This window comes from Serratia sp. CY83965 (assembly GCF_052166375.1).
Lineage (GTDB): Bacteria > Pseudomonadota > Gammaproteobacteria > Enterobacterales > Enterobacteriaceae > Serratia > Serratia marcescens.
The window spans coordinates 254242-272844 of sequence record NZ_JBJNOV010000008.1 but is presented as its reverse complement, the minus strand read 5'-3'; the positions used below and the strand labels follow the sequence as shown (position 1 = coordinate 272844).

Below are 18603 nucleotides of genomic sequence, written 5' to 3'. Positions count from 1 at the left end.
GGCTGAGCGAAGCGTATCGCCGCTTTGCGCAGCAGAGCATGGTCATTGAAGCCAAAGGCGCAGCGATCGACTATCTCGGCGTTGACGCCAGCACCGGTGACTACATCGGCCTGGATCCGCAGACCCACAAACCGTTGCCGCAGGCGGCGCCATGAATCTGGCCCAGCTGCGCGCGCAGCAGATCCCGGTGGAGAGCGAACCGCGCGCGGCGGCGCCTTTTCATTTGCTGGTGAAGCCGATCGGCGCCGGCTGCAACCTGGGTTGCCGCTACTGTTACTACCCGCAGCGCCAGCAAGAGCGGACGCGCAAGATGGACGACGACCTGCTGGCGGAGTTTATCCGCGGCTACATCGCCGCCCAACCGCGTTACAGCCGCGAGATCAACTTCGTCTGGCAGGGCGGTGAGCCGCTGCTGGCGGGGATCGGTTTTTACAAGCGGGCGCTGGCGTTGCAGCGCCGCTATGCGCCACCGGGCGTGCGGATCAGCAACAGCCTGCAGACCAATGGCACACTGCTGAACGACGCCTGGTGCCGGCTGTTCCGGCAGCATCACTTTATCCTCGGCGTCAGCCTGGACGGCGATCGCGAGGTGCAGGACGCCCACCGGCCGGACAAGCGCGGCGGCGCCAGCTATGACGCCGCGCTGCGCGGCATTGCGTTGTTGCAGCGTCATCAGATCGACTTCAACCTGCTGATGGTGGTGCACGACGGCGTCGCGGATCGCGCCGAGGCGATCTACGATCATGCGGTGGCGATCGGGGCGCGTTATTTGCAGTTCCAGCCGCTGATGCTGGAAGGGGATGCACCCACCGCCGGTTACGGACTGAGCGCCGCCAACTGGGGGCGCTTCATGCTGGCGATATACCGCCGCTGGCGCAGCCGCGGGCACGTTGGCCAAGTCTTTGTAATGAACATCGAACAGGTCTACGCGCAGTATTTCACCCATGTCAGCCCCAGCTGCGTGCACGCCGAACGCTGCGGCGGCAATCTGGTGATGGAGCCGGACGGGCGGCTTTACGCCTGCGATCATCTGATCAATGCGCAGCATCTGCTCGGCCATGCCGATCGCCACACGCCCCTCGCCACCCTGGCGGCAAGGGCGGCGGAGATGCCGTTCGGTAAAAACAAAAGCCTGCGCCGCGAGTGCCAACGCTGCAGCGTGAAAAGCGTCTGCCAGGGCGGTTGCCCGGCGCATGTGGGCGAAGATCGCTACAACCGGCTGTGCGCCGGCTATTACGCCTTCTTTTCCGCGCTGCTGGCGCCGCTGCGCGCCTACCCGCGCAGCCCGCAGGGGGCGATGCAGTGGCGCGCCGCCGTGAGCGCGGCCGCAGGTTGAAAGCGTCTCGTCCTTAAGGACGATAGTCAGCATTTTCCTTTCCTCTCTATAGTGAGATGACCGCCGCTGGCGGTGAAAAACCTGCAAGCACCTGCATGCATCAGGCCAAAACTATAAGAGGAAATAACCATGAACCTGTCGTCGCGGTTGCACGCCCACCTGGCTCGAGGCAAGGTCGGCTTTCCCACCACCTTGGCCAGTTCGGTCGGGGTGATCATGGCCAGCCCGGTGATCCTGACGGTCACCAGCGGCTTCGGCATCGGCGGCGATACCTTCGCGCTGGCGATGCTGATCGCCTTCATCATGATGCAGGCGCAGCTCACCACTTTCTCCGAAGCGGCGGCGCTGCTGCCGACCTCCGGTTCGGTTTACGACTACATTTCCTGCGGCATGGGGCGCTTTTTTGCCATCACCGGCGCGCTGTCGGCCTACCTGATCGTGCACATCTTCGCCGGCACCGCCGAGACCATTCTCTCCGGCATCATGGCGCTGGTGAACTTCGAACACCTCAACACCCTGATGGAAAGCCACAACGCCTCCTGGATGGTCGGCGTCGGGCTGGTTGTCGTGTTCGGCATGCTCAACGCGTTCGGCATCGAGGCCTTCGGCAAGGCGGAGATCGTGCTGACCTTCGCCATGTGGAGCACGCTGGTGATTTTCGGCATCGTCGGGCTGCTGTCGCCGCATGCGGTGCCGCTCGAGGGCTGGTTCGGCAGCACGCTGAGCCTGAACGATCCCTTCGCGGTGTTCAGTCTGATCGGCATGGCGATGTTCATGTTCGTCGGCTGTGAGCTGGTGACGCCGATGGCGCCGGAGATCAAACGCTGCGATCGGGTGATCCCGCGGGCGATGGCGCTCGGGCTGTGCGGCGTGGCGGTGTGCATGGCGCTGTACGGCGCGGCGCTCAGCCACCAGGTGGAAAACGTGGTGATCGACGCCGCCAGCGGCACGCGCCTGCTGGAAACGCCGATGGCCATCCCGGCCTTCGCCGGCCAGGTGATGGGCCAGTTCGGCAAATACTGGCTGGGCGTCGGCCTGCTGCTGGCGGGCGCGGCGACCATCAACACGCTGATGGCGGCGGTGCCGCGCATTCTGTACGGCATGGCGCTGGACGGCGCGTTGCCGCGCATGTTCGCCTATCTGCACCCGCGCTTTAAGACGCCGGTGGTCGGCATTCTGGTGGCGGTCTTAATCCCCTGCGTACACGCCTTCGCCATTCAGGGCAACCTCGACAAGATCATTCCGCTGGTGCTGGCGGCGGTGTGCGCCTGGGGCGTGGCCTACCTGCTGGTGACCTGCTCGGTGGTGCTGCTGCGCCTGCGCCGCCCCGATCTGCCGCGCGCCTATAAATCGCCGTGGTTCCCGCTGCCGCAGATCGTCTCCAGCGTCGGCATCGTGCTGGCCATCGTTTACATCACGCCGCCGGGGATGAATCCGCGCGACGTCTACATTCCCTTCGGCTGGATGATCGGCCTGACCGCCGCCTATGCGCTGTTCTGGACGCTGTGCGTGCAGAAAGTGAATCCGTTCAAGCCGGTGCCGGTCGAACAGGTGCTGGAGAACGCGTTCGCCAAGGGTGAAAACGAGGAGGCGCAGTTTGATCGGCTTACTTCCCTCACTTAATCGCGCCTGGCGGCGAGCGCCGTCGGGCTATCGGCCGGGCGCCGCGCTGGATCGTCTGGCGCGCAACCTGGAACCCTACGCGTGCGAACGCCTGGCGCCGGGCCTGCTGCGGCTGACGCTGCCGCAGGGGCCGCAGATCGAGGTCAGCGAACAGGTGCAGGGGCTGTTTATGGCGCATATCGTCAGCCACCGTTTTCGGCTGCAGGGCGCATGCGCAGCGCAGCCTCCGCTGACGCTGGACGTGGTGGCCGGCGGTTGGCTGCGGCGACGCGGGGTGCGCTATCTGCTGCGTCAGCGCCATACGGCCGCGCAGCGGTTGCTGGCCGGCCTGCAGCGCTACCCGCAGATCGGCGAGACGCTGGCGCAGCTGGATTTTCGCCGCGTGCGGCTGACGGTGAACGACGGGCGCTGGCAGGTGGATATCGAGCATTTCGCCGCCTCGGAGGTGGTCAGCCGCGTGCCGGCCGGCCGCCGCTATCTGCGGCTGGATGCCGAACAGCGGCGGCTGCTGTTGAGCAGTCTGCTGATGATCGGCCAACTGATGGAGAAGCTGAATCATGAATAGAGTGGTTGTGATTACCGGCGGCGGCACCGGCGTCGGCGCCGCCTGCGCCCGTCTGCTGGCGGCGCAGGGCGATCGGGTGTTCATCATCGGCCGCCGTCCGGAACCGCTGACGGCGCTGGCGCAAGAGATCGGCGCGCAGGCGCTGGTGGGCGACGCCGCCAGCGGCGAGAGCTGGGCCCACACGCTGCTGCCGGCCATTCTGCGCGACGCCGGGCGCATCGACTGCCTGATCGGCAGCGCCGGCGGCATGGGCTTCAAGCGCATTACCGAGATGACCGACGCGCAGTGGCAAGGGGCGATGGACAGCAACCTCAACAGCGCTTTCGCCAGTGCGCGCGCCTGCCTGCCGGAGCTGATCAAGAGCGGCGGCAACCTGCTGTTCGTGGCCTCGATCGCCTCGCTGGCCGCCGGGCCGGAGGTTTGCGGCTACGTTACCGCCAAGCACGCGCTGATCGGGCTGATGCGTTCCATCGCCCGCGACTATGGCCCGCTGGGCGTGCGCGCCAACGCGGTGTGCCCGGGCTGGGTGACCACGCCGATGGCGGACGAAGAGATGCAACTGCTGATGGACGCCCATCAGATTTCGCTGGAGCAGGCCTACCAAATGGTCTGTCGCGACGTACCGCTGCGCCGGCCGGCCAGCGCCGAGGAGATCGCCCGCGTCTGCCGTTTCCTCTGTTCCAGCGAAGCTTCCATCATTACCGGCGCGGCGCTGGTGGCCGACGGCGGCTCCACTATCGTCGATGTGCCGACCCTGGCTTTCACTTCCCTGTAAGGAGCATTTCCATGAGTTCAGAAGCGGTATTCATTCAGGTTGGCGCGCTGGCGGAAGGTTTTGCGCCGCACAGCAACACGCTGGAACGGCAGCACGGCCTGGCGGGCGCCACGTTGACGCTGCGCTTTAGCGACGGCGCGACGCAGCGCTGTCGGTTTACCGATGAGCAGACGCTGGAGTGGGGTGAGCGGCGCGGTATCGCCTATCGCGCCACCAGCATTCGCCCCGGCGTGTTGTTCATCGATTTTCTCGATCCCGCCCGCGCCAACGCCAGCATTACGCTGGTGTGCGACCGCAATCAGGGCAACTTCAGCGCGGTGTACGGCCAACTGCCGGACGAAGCGCAGACGCGGCTCGACGCCTTCAGCCGGGTGGAACAGGGGCTGCCGCTGACCGCGGTCGAGGCCGAATTCCGCTTCGGCACGCTGGATGACGCCGACGTGGCGCCGCCGGGCTTTACCGATGAGCTGATCGGCATGCGCAATATGTACACCTACAGCCCGACCGAACGGTACGAGCACATCTACCTGAACGACAACTTCTACGCCTGGCAGTGTCTGGACGGGGTGGAGAAAGGGCTGGCGGATGTCGATCGCTGCCACTACGTGAAGGTGGCGGAGCAGCTTTATCTGTTCGTCTGGCGCGAGAAGATCATTCCGACGCTGGGGGTGGTGATGATCGATCTGCAGGGCATGCGCACCGACGGCAAGATCCTCGGTTATCAGGGCAGCGATTTCAGCGCGTTGAGCAACTTTGCGGTGGGCGCCCATGCGCAGGTGCTGAACACCACGCGCCACCCGCGAGGATAGGCCGATGAGCGCAACCTATGCGGCCGATGCCTTTGTAGGGCAGGTGGTGCTGGTGACCGGCGGCGCGCAGGGCATTGGGCTGGCGATCGTCAGCGCCTTTGCCCGGCTGGGCGCCGAGGTAACGATCGCGGACGTGCAGTTGCCGCAGGCGCAGGCGGCGGCGCAAACGCTGCGGGACGAAGGGGGGAGCGTGCAGGCGCTGGCCTGCGATCTGGCCGAGCCGGGGCAGATAGCCGAGTTGGTGGCGGCGGTGGGCGAGCGGCATCAACGGCTGGATGTGGTGATCCACAACGCTGCCTATTTTCCGCTGACGCCGTTCGCTGCCATCGACGCGGCCCTGTTGCAACGCACGCTGAGCGTCAATCTGATGGCGCCGTTCTTTCTGGCGCAGGCGGCGCTGCCGTGGATGCGCCGCGGCGGCGGCGGCAGCCTGCTGGTGACCTCGTCGGTGACCGGCCCGCGGGTGGCGTATCCGGGGCTGGCGCACTACGCCGCCTCCAAGGCCGGGGTGAACGGGTTTATTCGCGCGGCGGCGCTGGAGCTGGCGGCGGAGAATATTCGCGTCAACGGCGTGGAGCCGGGGATGATCCGCACGCCGGCGATGGCCAACCTGGGCGATGCGCAGGTGAATCAGGCGATCGCCGCTGCGGTGCCGCTCGGGCGGCTGGGGGAACCGGAAGACATCGCCGCGGCGATGGTGTTTCTCGCCTCGCCGGCGGCGGCCTACATCACCGGCCAGACGCTGGTGGTGGACGGCGGTGCGCTGTTGCCGGAAACGAATTCTCTGCTTACTTGACGCTGCAGCGTTGTTGGCTGCAACGCCAATTAATTTGAGAATTCCGGTTGGTTAAATCACTGCTTGGCGGGATGCGCGGTGACGTTGGCGGGCAGGCTGTCGCCCAGGGTGATCAGCTCGTCCAGCAACGTCATCAGTTGGTCCATTTTCTGCCGCGAGAAAGCGGCTTCAATCTCGGCGTAGCCCTGTTCCACCTGGTGGCGCGCCACTTCATACAGATCCTGGCCCTGTTGGGTCAGCGACACGTACAGCTTGCGTTGATCGTTAACCGGCTTGAGGCGGAAGATCAGCTTATCACGCTCCATGCGCGACAGAATGCCGGTCAGGCTGGGACGCAGGATGCAGGTTTCCGCCGCCAGTTCGTGGAATTCGATCGAACGGCTGTTGGCCAGCACGCGGATGATGCGCCACTGCTGTTCGGTCAGGTTGTGGCTTTTCAGGATCGGGCGGAAGAACCCCATGGCGGTTTCACGCGCCTGCAGCAGGGCGATGGTTAACGATTCATGCATAAGTTTGGCCTTAGCTATCAAGGTGTTCGCTGTTACGGCGCTCGTCATGGGGGCGCCTGCCCCGCAAAGCCCGATTTTGTTAATAACTTAATAGTAGCCAAAGTTACCCGTAGGGATAAAGCAAAAATGCGCGGCGCAGCGAAAAATGGCGAGAAAAATGATTAATGCGTTGAATAATCACGCCAATGTTCGTTGTTTGTGAATATTTTGTTATCACGATCACAAATCATTCCAAGCGCGTTGCGTAAAAGCTGCACAGCGTATAAAAGTAATCATTAATATGTTAATGAATGCCGGTTGTCATGTTTTGCCATTGGAGGAGTTCGCATGAAAGGCACCGTATTTTCCGTTGCGCTGAACCACCGCAGCCAACTGGACGCCTGGGATCAGGCGTTTCACCAGCCGCCGTATCAAACCCCGCCCAAAACCCCGGTGTGGTTTATCAAACCGCGTAACACCCACCTCGCCAACGGCGGGGCGATCCCGTTTCCGCCCGGTGAAACCGTGCAGAGCGGCGGCACGCTGGCGGTGATCATCGGCGATACCGCGCGCAAGGTGCCGGCGGCGCAGGTGGGTCGTTATCTGGCCGGGTATGCGTTGGCCAACGACGTCAGCCTGCCGGAAAGCAGCTTCTACCGCCCGGCGATCAAGGCCAAATGCCGCGACGGGTTCTGCCCGCTGGGAGAGATCGGCCAGCTGGAGAATGCCGATCGGCTGGAGATCGTCACCGAGATCAACGGCGTGGAGCAGGATCGCTGGTCCACCGCCGATCTGGTGCGCTCGGTGCCGGAACTGATCGCCGCTATCAGCGATTTCATCACCCTGCAGCCGGGCGATGCGGTGCTGATCGGCACCCCGCACCAGCGGGTGGAGATCAAACCGGGGGATGAGGTGACGGTGCGCGCCGCCGGCCTGCCCACTCTCACCAACCGCGTCACCCAGGCAGGAGCTGCATCATGAAACATGCCCGTATTCGCCATCATGGCCAGATCGTCAACGTTCAGGTGGACCACCAGCTGCGCGTCACGCTGCCGAACGGCGAGGTGCTGCAGGAGCGCGAAGTGGAATGGCTGCCGCCGGCGCAGGGCACGGTGTTCGCCCTGGGGCTGAACTATGCCGACCACGCCAGCGAGCTGGAATTCAAGGCGCCGGAAGAGCCGCTGGTGTTCCTCAAGGCGCCGAACACCCTGACCGGCCACCGTCAGGTGTCGGTACGCCCGGCCGGCGTGGAGTACATGCATTACGAAGCCGAGCTGGTGGCGGTGATCGGCAAGACCGCGCGCAACGTCAGCCGCGAGCGCGCCATGGAGTATGTGGCGGGTTACACCCTGTGCAACGACTACGCCATCCGCGACTACCTGGAGAACTACTACCGGCCGAATCTGCGGGTGAAGAGCCGCGATACCCTGACGCCGATCGGGCCGTACATTGTCGATCGCGACGACGTCGCCGATCCGCACCGGCTGGCGCTCAGCACCTACGTCAACGGCGAGCTGCGCCAGCGCGGCAGCACCGCCGACATGATTTTCGACATTCCGTTCCTGATCGCCTACCTGAGCGAATTCATGACGCTGCAGCCGGGCGACATGATCGCCACCGGCACACCGAAAGGGCTGGCCGACGTGCAGCCGGGCGATGAAGTGGTGGTGGAGATCGAGGGCATCGGCCGTCTGGTTAACCACATTATCAGTGAAAAAGATTACGAGGAGAGCCTGCGATGAAAACCATCAACCACTGGATCAATGGCAAGAACGTCGCCAGCAAAGAGTATTTCACCACCACCAACCCGGCGAACGGTGAGGTGCTGGCAGAAGTGGCCTCCGGCGGTCAGCTGGAGATCGACCAGGCGGTGGTGGCCGCGAAAGAGGCTTTCCCCAAATGGGCCAACACGCCGATGAAAGAGCGCGCGCGCCTGATGCGCCGTCTGGGTGAACTGATCGACCAGAACGTGCCGCAGATCGCCGAAATGGAAACCGCCGACACCGGCCTGCCGATCCATCAGACCAAAAACGTGCTGATCCCGCGCGCTTCGCACAACTTCGAGTTCTTCGCCGAGGTGTGCCAGCAGATGAACGGCAAGACCTACCCGGTGGACGACAAGATGCTCAACTACACGCTGGTGCAGCCGGTGGGGGTGTGCGCGCTGGTGTCGCCGTGGAACGTGCCGTTCATGACCGCCACCTGGAAAACCGCGCCTTGCCTGGCGCTGGGCAACACGGCGGTGCTGAAGATGTCCGAACTGTCGCCGCTGAGCGCCGATCGCCTGGGCGAGCTGGCGCTGGAGGCCGGCATTCCGGCCGGGGTGCTGAACGTGGTGCAGGGCTACGGCGCCACCGCCGGCGACGCATTGGTGCGCCATAAAGATGTGCGCGCGGTCTCCTTCACCGGCGGCACCGCCACCGGCCGGCGCATCATCGAAAGCGCCGGGCTGAAGAAATTCTCCATGGAGCTCGGCGGCAAGTCGCCGGTGCTGATCTTTGAAGACGCCGACATCGAGCGGGCGCTCGACGCCGCGCTGTTCACCATCTTCTCGATCAACGGCGAACGCTGCACCGCCGGTTCACGCATCTTCATTCAGGAGAGCATCTACCCGGAATTCGTCAAACGTTTCGCCGAGCGCGCCAACCGTCTGCGCGTGGGCGATCCGCAAGATCCCAACACCCAGGTGGGGGCGCTGATCAGCCCGCAGCACTGGGAAAAAGTCTCCGGCTATATCCGCCTCGGGGTGGAGGAAGGGGTGACCCTGCTGGCCGGCGGCCCGGATAAACCGGCCGGTTTGAGCCACGGCAACTTCCTGCGCCCGACGGTGCTGGCGGATGTCGACAACCGGATGCGCGTGGCGCAGGAGGAGATCTTCGGGCCGGTGGCCTGCCTGTTGCCGTTCAAGTCGGAAGAAGACGGCCTGCGCATGGCCAACGACGTGGAGTACGGCCTGGCGTCGTACATCTGGACGCAGGATGTGAGCAAGGTTCTGCGCCTGGCCCGCGGCATTGAAGCCGGCATGGTTTTCGTCAACACCCAAAACGTGCGCGATCTGCGCCAGCCGTTCGGCGGCGTGAAAGCCTCCGGCACCGGCCGCGAAGGCGGGGAATACAGCTTCGAAGTGTTCGCCGAAATGAAGAACGTGTGCATTTCCATGGGCGACCACCCGATCCCGAAATGGGGCGTTTGAGCCTCAGGCCACAATAATAACGAAAGAGATGAGAACAATGACGACAAAACTGACCACTGATGCTGTCCCTGCTCCCGACGTCGTGCGCTGTGCCTACATGGAAATTCAGGTCACGAACCTTCAAGCCGCACGCGAATTTTACGTCGATATCCTCGGCCTGGTCGTGACCGCCGAAGAGGATAAAACCCTCTACCTGCGTTCGATGGAGGAGTTCATTCACCATAACCTGGTGCTGCGCGAAGGCCCGGTCGCCGCCGTGGCGGCGTTTGCTTTCCGCGTGCGCACGCCGGAAGACGTCGATCGCGCCGAAGCGTATTTCAAGGCGCTTGGTTGCCGCACCGAGCGGCGGGTGAACGGGTTCGCCAAAGGCATCGGCGATGCGGTGCGGGTAGAAGATCCGCTCGGTTTCCCGTATGAGTTTTTCTACGACGTGCAGCACGTCGAGCGTCTGGCCTGGCGCTACGATCTGTATACGCCGGGCGCGCTGGTGCGCCTCGACCACTTTAACCAAATCACCCCTGACGTGCCGCGCGCCGTGGAATACATCCAGGGGCTGGGCTTCCGCGTGACGGAAGACATCCGCGATGAAGACGGCGTGGTTTACGCCGCCTGGATGCGCCGCAAGGCGACGGTGCACGATACCGCGATGACCGGCGGCGCCGGGCCGCGCATGCACCACATCGCCTTCGCCACCCATGAAAAGCACAACATTTTGGCCATCTGCGACAAGCTCGGCGCGCTGCGCAAATCCGATGTGATCGAACGCGGCCCCGGCCGTCACGGCGTCTCCAACGCGTTTTATCTCTACCTGCGCGATCCCGATGGCCACCGCGTGGAAATTTACACGCAGGATTACTATACCGGCGATCCGGACAACCCGACCGTGACCTGGGACGTGCATGACAACCAGCGCCGCGACTGGTGGGGCAATCCGGTGGTGCCGAGCTGGTACACCGAAGGCTCGTTGGTGCTGGATCTCGATGGGCAGCCGCAGCCGGTCATCGAGCGCAGTGCGCCCAGCGAAATGGCCGTCACCATCGGCGCAGACGGTTTTTCCTATACCCGCGAGGGCGATACGGAAAAAGGTTTCAAACTTGGCAATACGCTGTAAATGCCGCTGCGCGGGCCGCGCCCGCGCCTATGCGCCGTCTGGAGAACGCTATGCCCCATTTTTACGCTGAATGTACCGACAACATCCGCCGCGAGGCGGATTTGCCCACCCTGTTCGCCAAGGTCAACGAGGCGCTGGCGGCGACCGGCATCTTCCCGCTGGCCGGCGTGCGCAGCCGCGCCATCTGGCTCGACACCTGGCAGATGGCCGACGGCAAACAGGATTACGCCTTCGTGCACATGACGCTGAAGATCGGCCACGGCCGCAGTCTGGAAAGCCGGCAGCAGGTGGGCGAGATGCTGTTTGCGCTGATCAAGGAACACTTCGCCGCGCTGATGGCGCAGCGTTACCTGGCGCTCTCTTTCACCATGGAAGAGCTGGATCCGGTGCTGAATTACAAACAGAACAATGTCCACGCACTGTTCAACAAGGTGTGAATAAGGGGTCGTAAATGCTGGATAAAGAGCAGGTTAACCGCGCCGTGCAGCGCCTGCATCAGGCGGAAAAGAGTCGTGAACAGATCCGCGCCCTGTCGCTCGATCATCCCGAGATCACCATTGAAGACGCCTATGCCATTCAGCGGCAGTGGGTAGAACTGAAGATCGCCGAGGGGCGCACGCTCAAAGGCCACAAGATCGGCCTGACCTCACGGGCCATGCAGGTGAGCTCGCAGATCACCGAGCCGGATTACGGCGCGCTGCTGGACGACATGTTCTTCAACGACGGCAGCGACATTCCGATCGATCGCTTTATCGTGCCGCGGGTGGAGGTGGAACTGGCGTTCGTGCTGGCCAAGCCGCTGCGCGGGCCGAACTGCACGCTGTTCGACGTCTACAACGCCACCGACTACGTCATTCCGGCGCTGGAGATCATCGATGCGCGCAGCCACAACGTTGATCCCGAGACGCAGCGGCCGCGCAAGGTGTTCGACACCATCTCCGACAACGCCGCCAACGCCGGGGTGGTGATGGGGGGGCGGCCGATCAAGCCGGATGCGCTGGATCTGCGCTGGATCTCCGCGCTGCTGTACCGCAACGGCGTGATTGAAGAGTCCGGCGTGGCGGCCGCGGTGCTCAACCACCCGGCCAACGGCGTGGCCTGGCTGGCCAACAAGCTGGCGCCGTATGAGGTTGAGCTGGAAGCGGGGCAGGTGATCCTCGGCGGTTCCTTCACCCGGCCGGTGCCGGCGCGGCGCGGCGATACTTTCCACGTCGACTACGGCCCGATGGGCTGCATCAGCTGCCGCTTCGTCTAATAAGCCGGCTCGGCGAACCGGGCCGCAATAACCGGGCGGGGGCCACGCGGCGCACCCGCTTGTCAGGGAGAATGCGATGTTAACCAACCACTTCAAGCGAGCGCTGCAGGAAAAACGCCCGCAGATCGGGCTGTGGCTCGGCCTGTGCAGCGGCTACAGCGCCGAGCTGCTAGCCGGCGCCGGTTTCGACTGGCTGCTGATCGACGGCGAACATGCGCCCAACAACGTGCAAACGGTGCTGGGGCAGCTGCAGGCGGTCGCGCCTTACCCGAGCCAGCCGGTGGTGCGGCCGCCGTGGAACGACGCGGTGATCATCAAGCAGCTGCTGGACGTCGGCGCGCAAACCTTATTGATCCCGATGATTCAAAACGCCGAACAGGCGCGCGACGCGGTGCGCGCCACGCGCTATCCGCCGCACGGCGTGCGCGGCGTCGGCAGCGCTCTGGCGCGCGCCTCGCGCTGGAACCGGGTGCCCGATTACCTGCAGCAGGCCGATGAGCAGATGTGCGTGCTGGTGCAGATTGAAACCCGCGAAGCGGTGAAAAACCTCGATGCCATTTTGCAGGTGGAAGGGGTGGACGGCGTGTTTATCGGCCCGGCGGATCTCAGCGCCGACATGGGCTTTGCCGGCAATCCGCAGCACCCGGAGGTGCAGCGCACCATCGACGACGCGATTGCCCGCATCCGCGCCGCCGGCAAGGCTCCGGGCATTTTGATGGCCAACAAGGCGCTGGCGCAGCGCTATCTGGAAGCCGGTGCGCTGTTCGTTGCGGTAGGGGTGGACACCACTCTGCTGGCGCGGGCTGCGGAAGCCCTGGCGAACGAGTTCAAACAGGGCGGGGCGCAAGCGCCTTCATCGGGAGTCTACTGAACCATGAACCACGTCGATTCGCTGCCGCCGGCCAACCCGGCGCAGCAACATAAAGCGTTAACCGCCGCCGAGCAATCGGTGATTAAAAAGTTGTTTCGGCGCCTGATCATTTTCCTGTTCGTGTTGTTTGTTTTCTCTTTCCTCGATCGTATCAACATCGGCTTCGCCGGGCTGACGATGGGCAAAGATCTCGGCCTCAGCTCGACCATGTTCGGGCTGGCGGCGACGTTGTTCTATGTCACCTACGTGATCTTTGGCATTCCGAGCAACATGATGCTGAGCCGGGTCGGCGCGCGGCGCTGGATCGCCACCATCATGGTGCTGTGGGGCATCGCTTCCACCTGCACGATGTTCGCCACCGGGCCGACCAGCCTGTACGTGCTGCGCATGATCGTCGGCATCACCGAGGCCGGCTTCCTGCCGGGCATTCTGGTGTACCTCACCTACTGGTTCCCGGCGTTCTACCGCGCCCGCGCCAACGCCTTGTTCATGATCGCCATGCCGGTGACCATGGCGATCGGTTCGCTGGTCTCCGGCTATATTCTGGCGCTGGATGGGGTGATGAACCTGAAGGGCTGGCAGTGGCTGTTCCTGCTGGAAGGCATTCCGTCTGTGCTGCTGGGCGTGGTGGTGTGGTTCTATCTCGATGACACGCCGGCCAAAGCCAAGTGGCTGACCGACGAGGAAAAAACCAGCCTGAAGGCGATGATGGAGGCCGACAAGCTGCAGCTGGTGCAGCCCAACGGGCCGAGCAGCCACCGCGCGCTGCAGCAGCGCAGCCTGTGGCGCGAGATCTGCACGCCGATTGTGCTGATGTACACGCTGGCCTATTTCTGCCTGACCAACACCCTGAGCGCGATCAACATCTGGACGCCGCAGATCCTGCAGAGCTTTAACCAGGGCAGCAGCAACGTGACGATCGGCATCCTGGCGGCGATCCCGCAGATCTGCACCATCGCCGGCATGGTGTGGTGGAGCAAACGATCCGACAGGCTGCAGGAGCGCAAGCATCACACCGCGCTGCCGTACCTGTTCGCCGCCGCCGGCTGGCTATTGGCGTCCGCCACCGATCACAGCCTGATCCAGCTGCTGGGGATCGTGATGGCGTCGGTCGGTTCCTTTACCGCCATGGCGATCTTCTGGACCACGCCGGATCAGTCGATCAGCCTGGAAGCGCGAGCGGTGGGGATCGCCGTGATCAACGCCACCGGCAACATCGGATCGGCGCTCAGCCCGCTGCTGATCGGCTGGTTCAAGGATCTGACCGGCAGCTTCAACTCCGGGCTGTATTTCGTCTCGGCGCTGTTGATCGTCGGCGCCGTGCTGGTGTGGCGCATCCCGATGAAGGATTCGCGCCCGAGAGCGACGCCTTGATACGCAGATAGGCAGGATTGCAGGAGGTCATGGGGTGCGGAAAAGTACCGGCTTTATCGCCAACATCGATATTTGCAAAGAGTATGACGCGCGCTACGCCGCCGACGAGGTGCACTACGAAACCTTCGCCGGGCTGGCGGCATTCTTTGGCCGCGACATGCAGGTGCACTGGCACGACTGCTTCTTCCAGGTTCATTTCCTGGAGACCGGCAAGATAGAGCTGCAGCTCGACGATCAGCACTATTCGGTGCAGGCGCCGCTGTTCATCCTCACGCCGCCGTCGGTGCCGCATGCGTTCTTCACCGAACCGGACAGCGACGGCCACGTGCTGACGGTACGCCAGGAGCTGATTTGGCCGCTGCTGGAGCGCCTGTACCCCGGCAGCAACCTGGCGCTGGACATGCCGGGCATCTGCCTGTCGCTGGCCGATGCGCCGCAGGAACTGACGGCGCTCAGCCACTACTGGGCGCTGATCCGCCGCGAGTTCGCGCAGAACCTGGCCGGGCGCGAACAGACGTTGGCGCTGTTGGCGCAGGCGGTGTTCACGCTGCTGCTGCGCAACACCGCGCTGGAAGACAGCGCCAACAGCGGCGTGCGCGGCGAACTGCAGCTGTTCCAGCGCTTCAACAAGATGGTGGACGAGCGTTTTCGCGAGCACCTGCCGGTGCCGGAGTATGCGCAGGCGTTGGGGGTGACTGAATCGCGGCTCAACGATCTGTGTCGGCGCTTCGCCAACCGGCCGCCCAAACGGCTGATCTTCGATCGGCTGCTGCGCGAGGCCAAGCGCATGCTGCTGTTCAGCGCCTGCACGGTGCATGAAACCGCCTACAGCCTCGGCTTCAAGGATCCGGCCTATTTCGCCCGTTTTTTCAATCGGCTGGAAGGCTGTTCCCCCTCGACCTACCGCGCGGCGCAACACGCCCTTTCGTAACCGCGATCACAGTTTGCCGCGAAAGCGGCAAACTGACCTGAAAAGTACCGGCGATTGCCGCAAAAGTCTCTTCTCGAAACCGGCTTTGGCAGCTTCAATTAAGCAACCAAAAGAAAACATTATTTTAACAAATGGCCGACTCCACGGCCTGAAAAATGCCGATGACGAGGAAGACCCGATGAAACCAGAAGACTTTCGTGCCGACAGCAAACGCCCATTCACCGGCGCCGAATACCTGAAAAGTTTGCAGGACAGCCGCGAAATCTACATTTACGGCGAGCGCGTGAAAGACGTCACCACCCACCCGGCGTTCCGCAACGCGGCGGCGTCTGTCGGCCAGCTGTACGACGCGCTGCACGATCCGGCCAGCCAGGATCGCCTGTGCTGGAATACCGACACCGGCAACGGCGGCTATACCCACAAATTCTTCCGCTACGCCCGCAGCCCGGAAGAGATGCGTCAGCAGCGTGACGCCATCGCCGACTGGTCGCGTCAAAGCTACGGCTGGATGGGGCGCACGCCGGACTACAAGGCGGCCTTCGGCTGCGCGCTGGGCGCTTATCCGGAGTTCTACGGCCAGTTCGCCGACAACGCGCGCCACTGGTACAAACGCATTCAGGAAACCGGGCTCTATTTCAACCACGCTATCGTCAACCCGCCGATCGATCGTCATAAGCCGGTCAACGAGGTGAAGGACGTTTACATTCAGGTGGAGAAAGAAACCGACGCCGGCATCATCGTCAGCGGCGCCAAAGTGGTGGCTACCAACTCGGCGTTGACCCACTACAACTTCATCGGCTTCGGTTCGGCGCAGGTGATGGGCGATAACCCGGACTTCGCGCTGATGTTCGTGGCGCCGATGGACGCCGAAGGGGTGAAGCTGATTTCACGCGCCTCCTACGAGCTGGTGGCCGGCGCGACCGGTTCGCCGTTCGACTACCCGCTGACCAGCCGCTTCGACGAGAACGACGCGATCCTGATCATGGATCATGTGCTGATCCCGTGGGAAAACGTGCTGATCTACCGCGATTTCGACCGCTGTCGCCGCTGGAGCACCCAGGGCGGTTTCGCCCGACTGTTCCCGCTGCAGGCCTGCGTGCGCCTGGCGGTGAAGATGGATTTCATCACCGCGCTGCTGCAAAAGAGCCTCTCGTGCACCGGCGTGCTGGAGTTCCGCGGCGTGCAGGCCGATCTGGGTGAAGTGGTGGCCTGGCGCAACCTGTTCTGGTCGCTGAGCGACGCAATGTGCGCCGAAGCCACGCAATGGGAAAACGGCGCTTACCTGCCGGATTCCGCCGCGCTGCAAACCTACCGCGTGATGGCGCCGATGGCCTACACCAAGGTGAAACACATCATCGAGAAGAACGTCACCAGCGGCCTGATCTACCTGCCGTCCAGCGTGCGCGACATGAACAACCCGGAGATTGACAAGTACCTGGCGCGCTACGTGCGCGGATCGGACGGCATGGATCACGTTGAACGCATCAAGATCCTCAAGCTGATGTGGGATGCGATCGGCAGCGAATTCGGTGGTCGCCACGAGCTGTATGAGATCAACTACGCCGGCAGCCAGGATGAGATCCGCCTGCAGTGCCTGCGCCACGCGCAGGGATCCGGCAACATGGATCGCATGATGCAGATGGTCGACAAGTGCCTGGCCGATTACGATCAGCACGGCTGGAAGGTGCCGCACCTGCGGAACAATGACGATATTAATCAGTTGGATAATCTGCTGAAGTAATTCAGGAGGAGGTTGTATGTCTCAGGAAAATGAACAGCGGCTGCGCTTTCGCGACGCGATGGCCAGCCTGTCGGCGGCGGTGAATATCGTCACCACCGACGGCCCGGCGGGGCGCTGCGGCATCACCGCCACGGCGGTATGTTCGGTGACCGATACGCCGCCGACGCTGCTGGTGTGCATCAACCGCAACAGCGCGATGAACCCGGTGTTTCAGGAAAACCGCAGGCTGTGCGTCAACGTGCTCAACCATGAGCAGGAGCTGATGGCGCGCCACTTCGCCGGCATGACCGGCGTCAGCATGGAAGATCGTTTCCGGCTGGAAGAGTGGCAGCTCGGCGCGCTGGGGCAGCCGGTGCTGCGCAATACCCTGGCCAGCCTGGAAGGGGAGATCGAGCAGATCCAGAGCATCGGCACCCACCAGATGTATCTGGTGCAGATCAAGCAGATCGCGCTGAGCGAAGCCGGCAACGGCCTGATCTACTTCAAGCGCAACTTCCATCCGGTGATCCATCAGATGGCGGTGCCGGCCTGAGGCGTTGGGGCGCAGCAGGCTGCGCCCCGCATATCAGCTCTTGTTGGCTGCCAGATCGCTCACCAGGCGGTTGACCGGATCGCTCATGTTGGTGAACTTGCTCAGCTCCGAGCGGGTCACCACCACGAACACCCCGACGTTTTTTGCCGGGATCATCGCCATGTAGGTAATGAATCCGCCGCCGCCGCCGGTCTTCTGAATGATGCCCGGCAGCCCGTCCTTCGGCGCCATATACACCCAGCCCAATCCCAATGCATCCGCTTGCCCCGGCACGTCCATGCCCTTCAGCGACACCAGATCGTGGCGCTGGAAGTACATGGTTTGCTCGCTGGCGGCGGTGGCTTTGCGCGGGCCGCTGGCGCTGGAGGAGAGGAACTGCTGCATCCAGCGCTGCATGTCGCGCGGGGTGGAGTAGACGCCGCCGCTGCCGGCCGCGGCGGTGGTGTCGCGGCAGGCGCTTGGGCCGGCCGCCGCCACCATCAGGCGCGAACATTGTTCAGGGCTCGGCGTCAGCGTGGTGTCGACCATGCCGAGCGGCGCGGTGATTTTCTCTTTCAGCAGCGCGCTGTAAGGCTTGCCCGCGGCGCGCGACAGCGCGTCGGCCAGCAGATCGTACGCCAGGTTGGAATAAGCGGCGCGCACGCCCGGCGGCACCGTGACGTTGGCATGCGCCAGCCACTGCCAGCGCTGGGCCTTGGTCGGCCAGGTGAACACCGGCGTTTTCGGCGGCTTCTTGCCCGGCTGCTCGCGCGGCAGCGCGCTGGTGTGGGTCGCCAGGTTCAATAACGTGATCGGCTGGCCGGCGTTGTAAGACGGCACATAGGCGCCCTTGGGGGCGTACTTGCGCAGCGGATCGGTCAGCTTGACCTGACCTGCCGCCGCCATTTTCACCATCACTTCGCTGGTCATCAGCTTGGTGATCGAGGCGATGCGGATCAGCGAATCCGGGCGCGGGCGCAGGTTATTGCCGGGCTTGGTGTCGCCGAAGCTGCGGTTAACCACCTGATTGCCGTCGATCACCACCAGCGCCATGCCGGTGGCGCCGCTGTTGTAGAAAATATGTTCGGCATACTGGTCGACGATTTGCGAAGCCAGCTGCGGGGGCGCGGCCTGCACGGCCAGCGGCGCGGCGCACAGGCCCAGCGCCAGCAATAAAGCGGAGACAGAGTTCTTCAACGGTCGTTATCCATTTAACAATGCAGC

19 protein-coding genes are annotated in these 18603 nt (G+C 63.6%); 17 read left to right on the top strand and 2 right to left on the bottom strand.

Annotated features, from left to right (window positions below; genetic code table 11):
* Positions 1-151 precede the first annotated feature (151 nt).
* From ACJ8PL_RS16570 to ACJ8PL_RS16545, 6 genes are all read left to right on the top strand, one after another.
* The gene (locus ACJ8PL_RS16570; protein WP_079450057.1) at positions 152-1336 is read left to right on the top strand and encodes an anaerobic sulfatase maturase; all 1185 of its coding nucleotides are present in this window, start codon (positions 152-154) and stop codon (positions 1334-1336) included.
* A 129-nt stretch (positions 1337-1465) separates the two neighbouring features.
* A complete protein-coding gene (locus ACJ8PL_RS16565; protein ID WP_016929198.1) occupies positions 1466-2959 on the top strand; it encodes an APC family permease in 1494 nt (497 codons plus the stop codon).
* Complete coding sequence (locus tag ACJ8PL_RS16560; protein ID WP_049191772.1) at positions 2934-3524, top strand: DUF3156 family protein; 591 nt, start codon at positions 2934-2936, stop codon at positions 3522-3524. The genes ACJ8PL_RS16565 and ACJ8PL_RS16560 overlap by 26 nt, the downstream gene beginning before the upstream one ends.
* On the top strand, positions 3517-4299 hold the full coding sequence (locus ACJ8PL_RS16555; protein WP_025305180.1) for an SDR family NAD(P)-dependent oxidoreductase: 783 nt from the start codon (positions 3517-3519) through the stop codon (positions 4297-4299). Before ACJ8PL_RS16560 ends, ACJ8PL_RS16555 begins: the two co-directional genes overlap by 8 nt.
* Positions 4300-4310: 11 nt before the next feature.
* Positions 4311-5108, top strand: coding sequence for a MoaF C-terminal domain-containing protein (locus ACJ8PL_RS16550; RefSeq protein ID WP_016929195.1), 798 nt, complete (start codon positions 4311-4313; stop codon positions 5106-5108).
* A gap of 4 nt (positions 5109-5112) precedes the next feature.
* Positions 5113-5904: an SDR family oxidoreductase gene (locus tag ACJ8PL_RS16545; RefSeq protein WP_442531287.1), complete on the top strand. Its 792-nt coding sequence runs from the start codon at positions 5113-5115 to the stop codon at positions 5902-5904.
* A gap of 56 nt (positions 5905-5960) precedes the next feature.
* Here ACJ8PL_RS16545 and hpaR read toward each other — a convergent pair whose 3' ends face one another.
* A complete protein-coding gene (hpaR, locus tag ACJ8PL_RS16540) occupies positions 5961-6413 on the bottom strand; it encodes a homoprotocatechuate degradation operon regulator HpaR (RefSeq protein WP_004933183.1) in 453 nt (150 codons plus the stop codon).
* Between the two features lie 327 nt (positions 6414-6740).
* On the opposite strand from hpaR, the gene ACJ8PL_RS16535 reads away from it, so the two are divergent.
* The 11 genes from ACJ8PL_RS16535 to hpaC all read left to right on the top strand — a co-directional run bounded on the left by ACJ8PL_RS16535 (position 6741) and on the right by hpaC (position 17400).
* Complete coding sequence (locus tag ACJ8PL_RS16535; protein ID WP_116404116.1) at positions 6741-7373, top strand: fumarylacetoacetate hydrolase family protein; 633 nt, start codon at positions 6741-6743, stop codon at positions 7371-7373.
* The gene (locus ACJ8PL_RS16530) at positions 7370-8134 is read left to right on the top strand and encodes a fumarylacetoacetate hydrolase family protein (protein WP_079450060.1); all 765 of its coding nucleotides are present in this window, start codon (positions 7370-7372) and stop codon (positions 8132-8134) included. The genes ACJ8PL_RS16535 and ACJ8PL_RS16530 overlap by 4 nt, the downstream gene beginning before the upstream one ends.
* The gene (gene hpaE / locus ACJ8PL_RS16525; RefSeq protein ID WP_442531286.1) at positions 8131-9585 is read left to right on the top strand and encodes a 5-carboxymethyl-2-hydroxymuconate semialdehyde dehydrogenase; all 1455 of its coding nucleotides are present in this window, start codon (positions 8131-8133) and stop codon (positions 9583-9585) included. Before ACJ8PL_RS16530 ends, hpaE begins: the two co-directional genes overlap by 4 nt.
* Before the next feature lie 37 nt (positions 9586-9622).
* Positions 9623-10696, top strand: a complete 1074-nt coding sequence (gene hpaD / locus ACJ8PL_RS16520) for a 3,4-dihydroxyphenylacetate 2,3-dioxygenase (RefSeq protein ID WP_025305186.1) — start codon at positions 9623-9625, stop codon at positions 10694-10696.
* Positions 10697-10746: 50 nt separating this feature from the next.
* Positions 10747-11133 (top strand): 5-carboxymethyl-2-hydroxymuconate Delta-isomerase, encoded by a 387-nt coding sequence (locus tag ACJ8PL_RS16515; protein ID WP_016929189.1) that lies wholly within the window; start codon positions 10747-10749, stop codon positions 11131-11133.
* Positions 11134-11147: 14 nt separating this feature from the next.
* Positions 11148-11951 carry a 2-oxo-hept-4-ene-1,7-dioate hydratase gene (hpaH, locus tag ACJ8PL_RS16510; RefSeq protein ID WP_004933170.1) on the top strand — a complete coding sequence of 268 codons (804 nt, stop codon included), beginning with the start codon at positions 11148-11150 and terminating at the stop codon, positions 11949-11951.
* 76 nt (positions 11952-12027) lie between these two features.
* Complete coding sequence (gene hpaI / locus ACJ8PL_RS16505) at positions 12028-12822, top strand: 4-hydroxy-2-oxoheptanedioate aldolase (RefSeq protein WP_025305187.1); 795 nt, start codon at positions 12028-12030, stop codon at positions 12820-12822.
* A 3-nt stretch (positions 12823-12825) separates the two neighbouring features.
* Positions 12826-14196, top strand: coding sequence for a 4-hydroxyphenylacetate permease (hpaX, locus tag ACJ8PL_RS16500; RefSeq protein ID WP_016929187.1), 1371 nt, complete (start codon positions 12826-12828; stop codon positions 14194-14196).
* Between the two features lie 34 nt (positions 14197-14230).
* Positions 14231-15127, top strand: a complete 897-nt coding sequence (gene hpaA / locus ACJ8PL_RS16495) for a 4-hydroxyphenylacetate catabolism regulatory protein HpaA (protein ID WP_004933161.1) — start codon at positions 14231-14233, stop codon at positions 15125-15127.
* A gap of 178 nt (positions 15128-15305) precedes the next feature.
* Positions 15306-16868, top strand: a complete 1563-nt coding sequence (hpaB, locus tag ACJ8PL_RS16490; RefSeq protein ID WP_004933158.1) for a 4-hydroxyphenylacetate 3-monooxygenase, oxygenase component — start codon at positions 15306-15308, stop codon at positions 16866-16868.
* 16 nt (positions 16869-16884) lie between these two features.
* Positions 16885-17400: a 4-hydroxyphenylacetate 3-monooxygenase, reductase component gene (gene hpaC / locus ACJ8PL_RS16485; RefSeq protein WP_016929186.1), complete on the top strand. Its 516-nt coding sequence runs from the start codon at positions 16885-16887 to the stop codon at positions 17398-17400.
* 33 nt (positions 17401-17433) lie between these two features.
* Here hpaC and ampH read toward each other — a convergent pair whose 3' ends face one another.
* Positions 17434-18576: a D-alanyl-D-alanine-carboxypeptidase/endopeptidase AmpH gene (gene ampH, locus ACJ8PL_RS16480; protein ID WP_015376541.1), complete on the bottom strand. Its 1143-nt coding sequence runs from the start codon at positions 18574-18576 to the stop codon at positions 17434-17436.
* Positions 18577-18603: the final 27 nt, after the last annotated feature.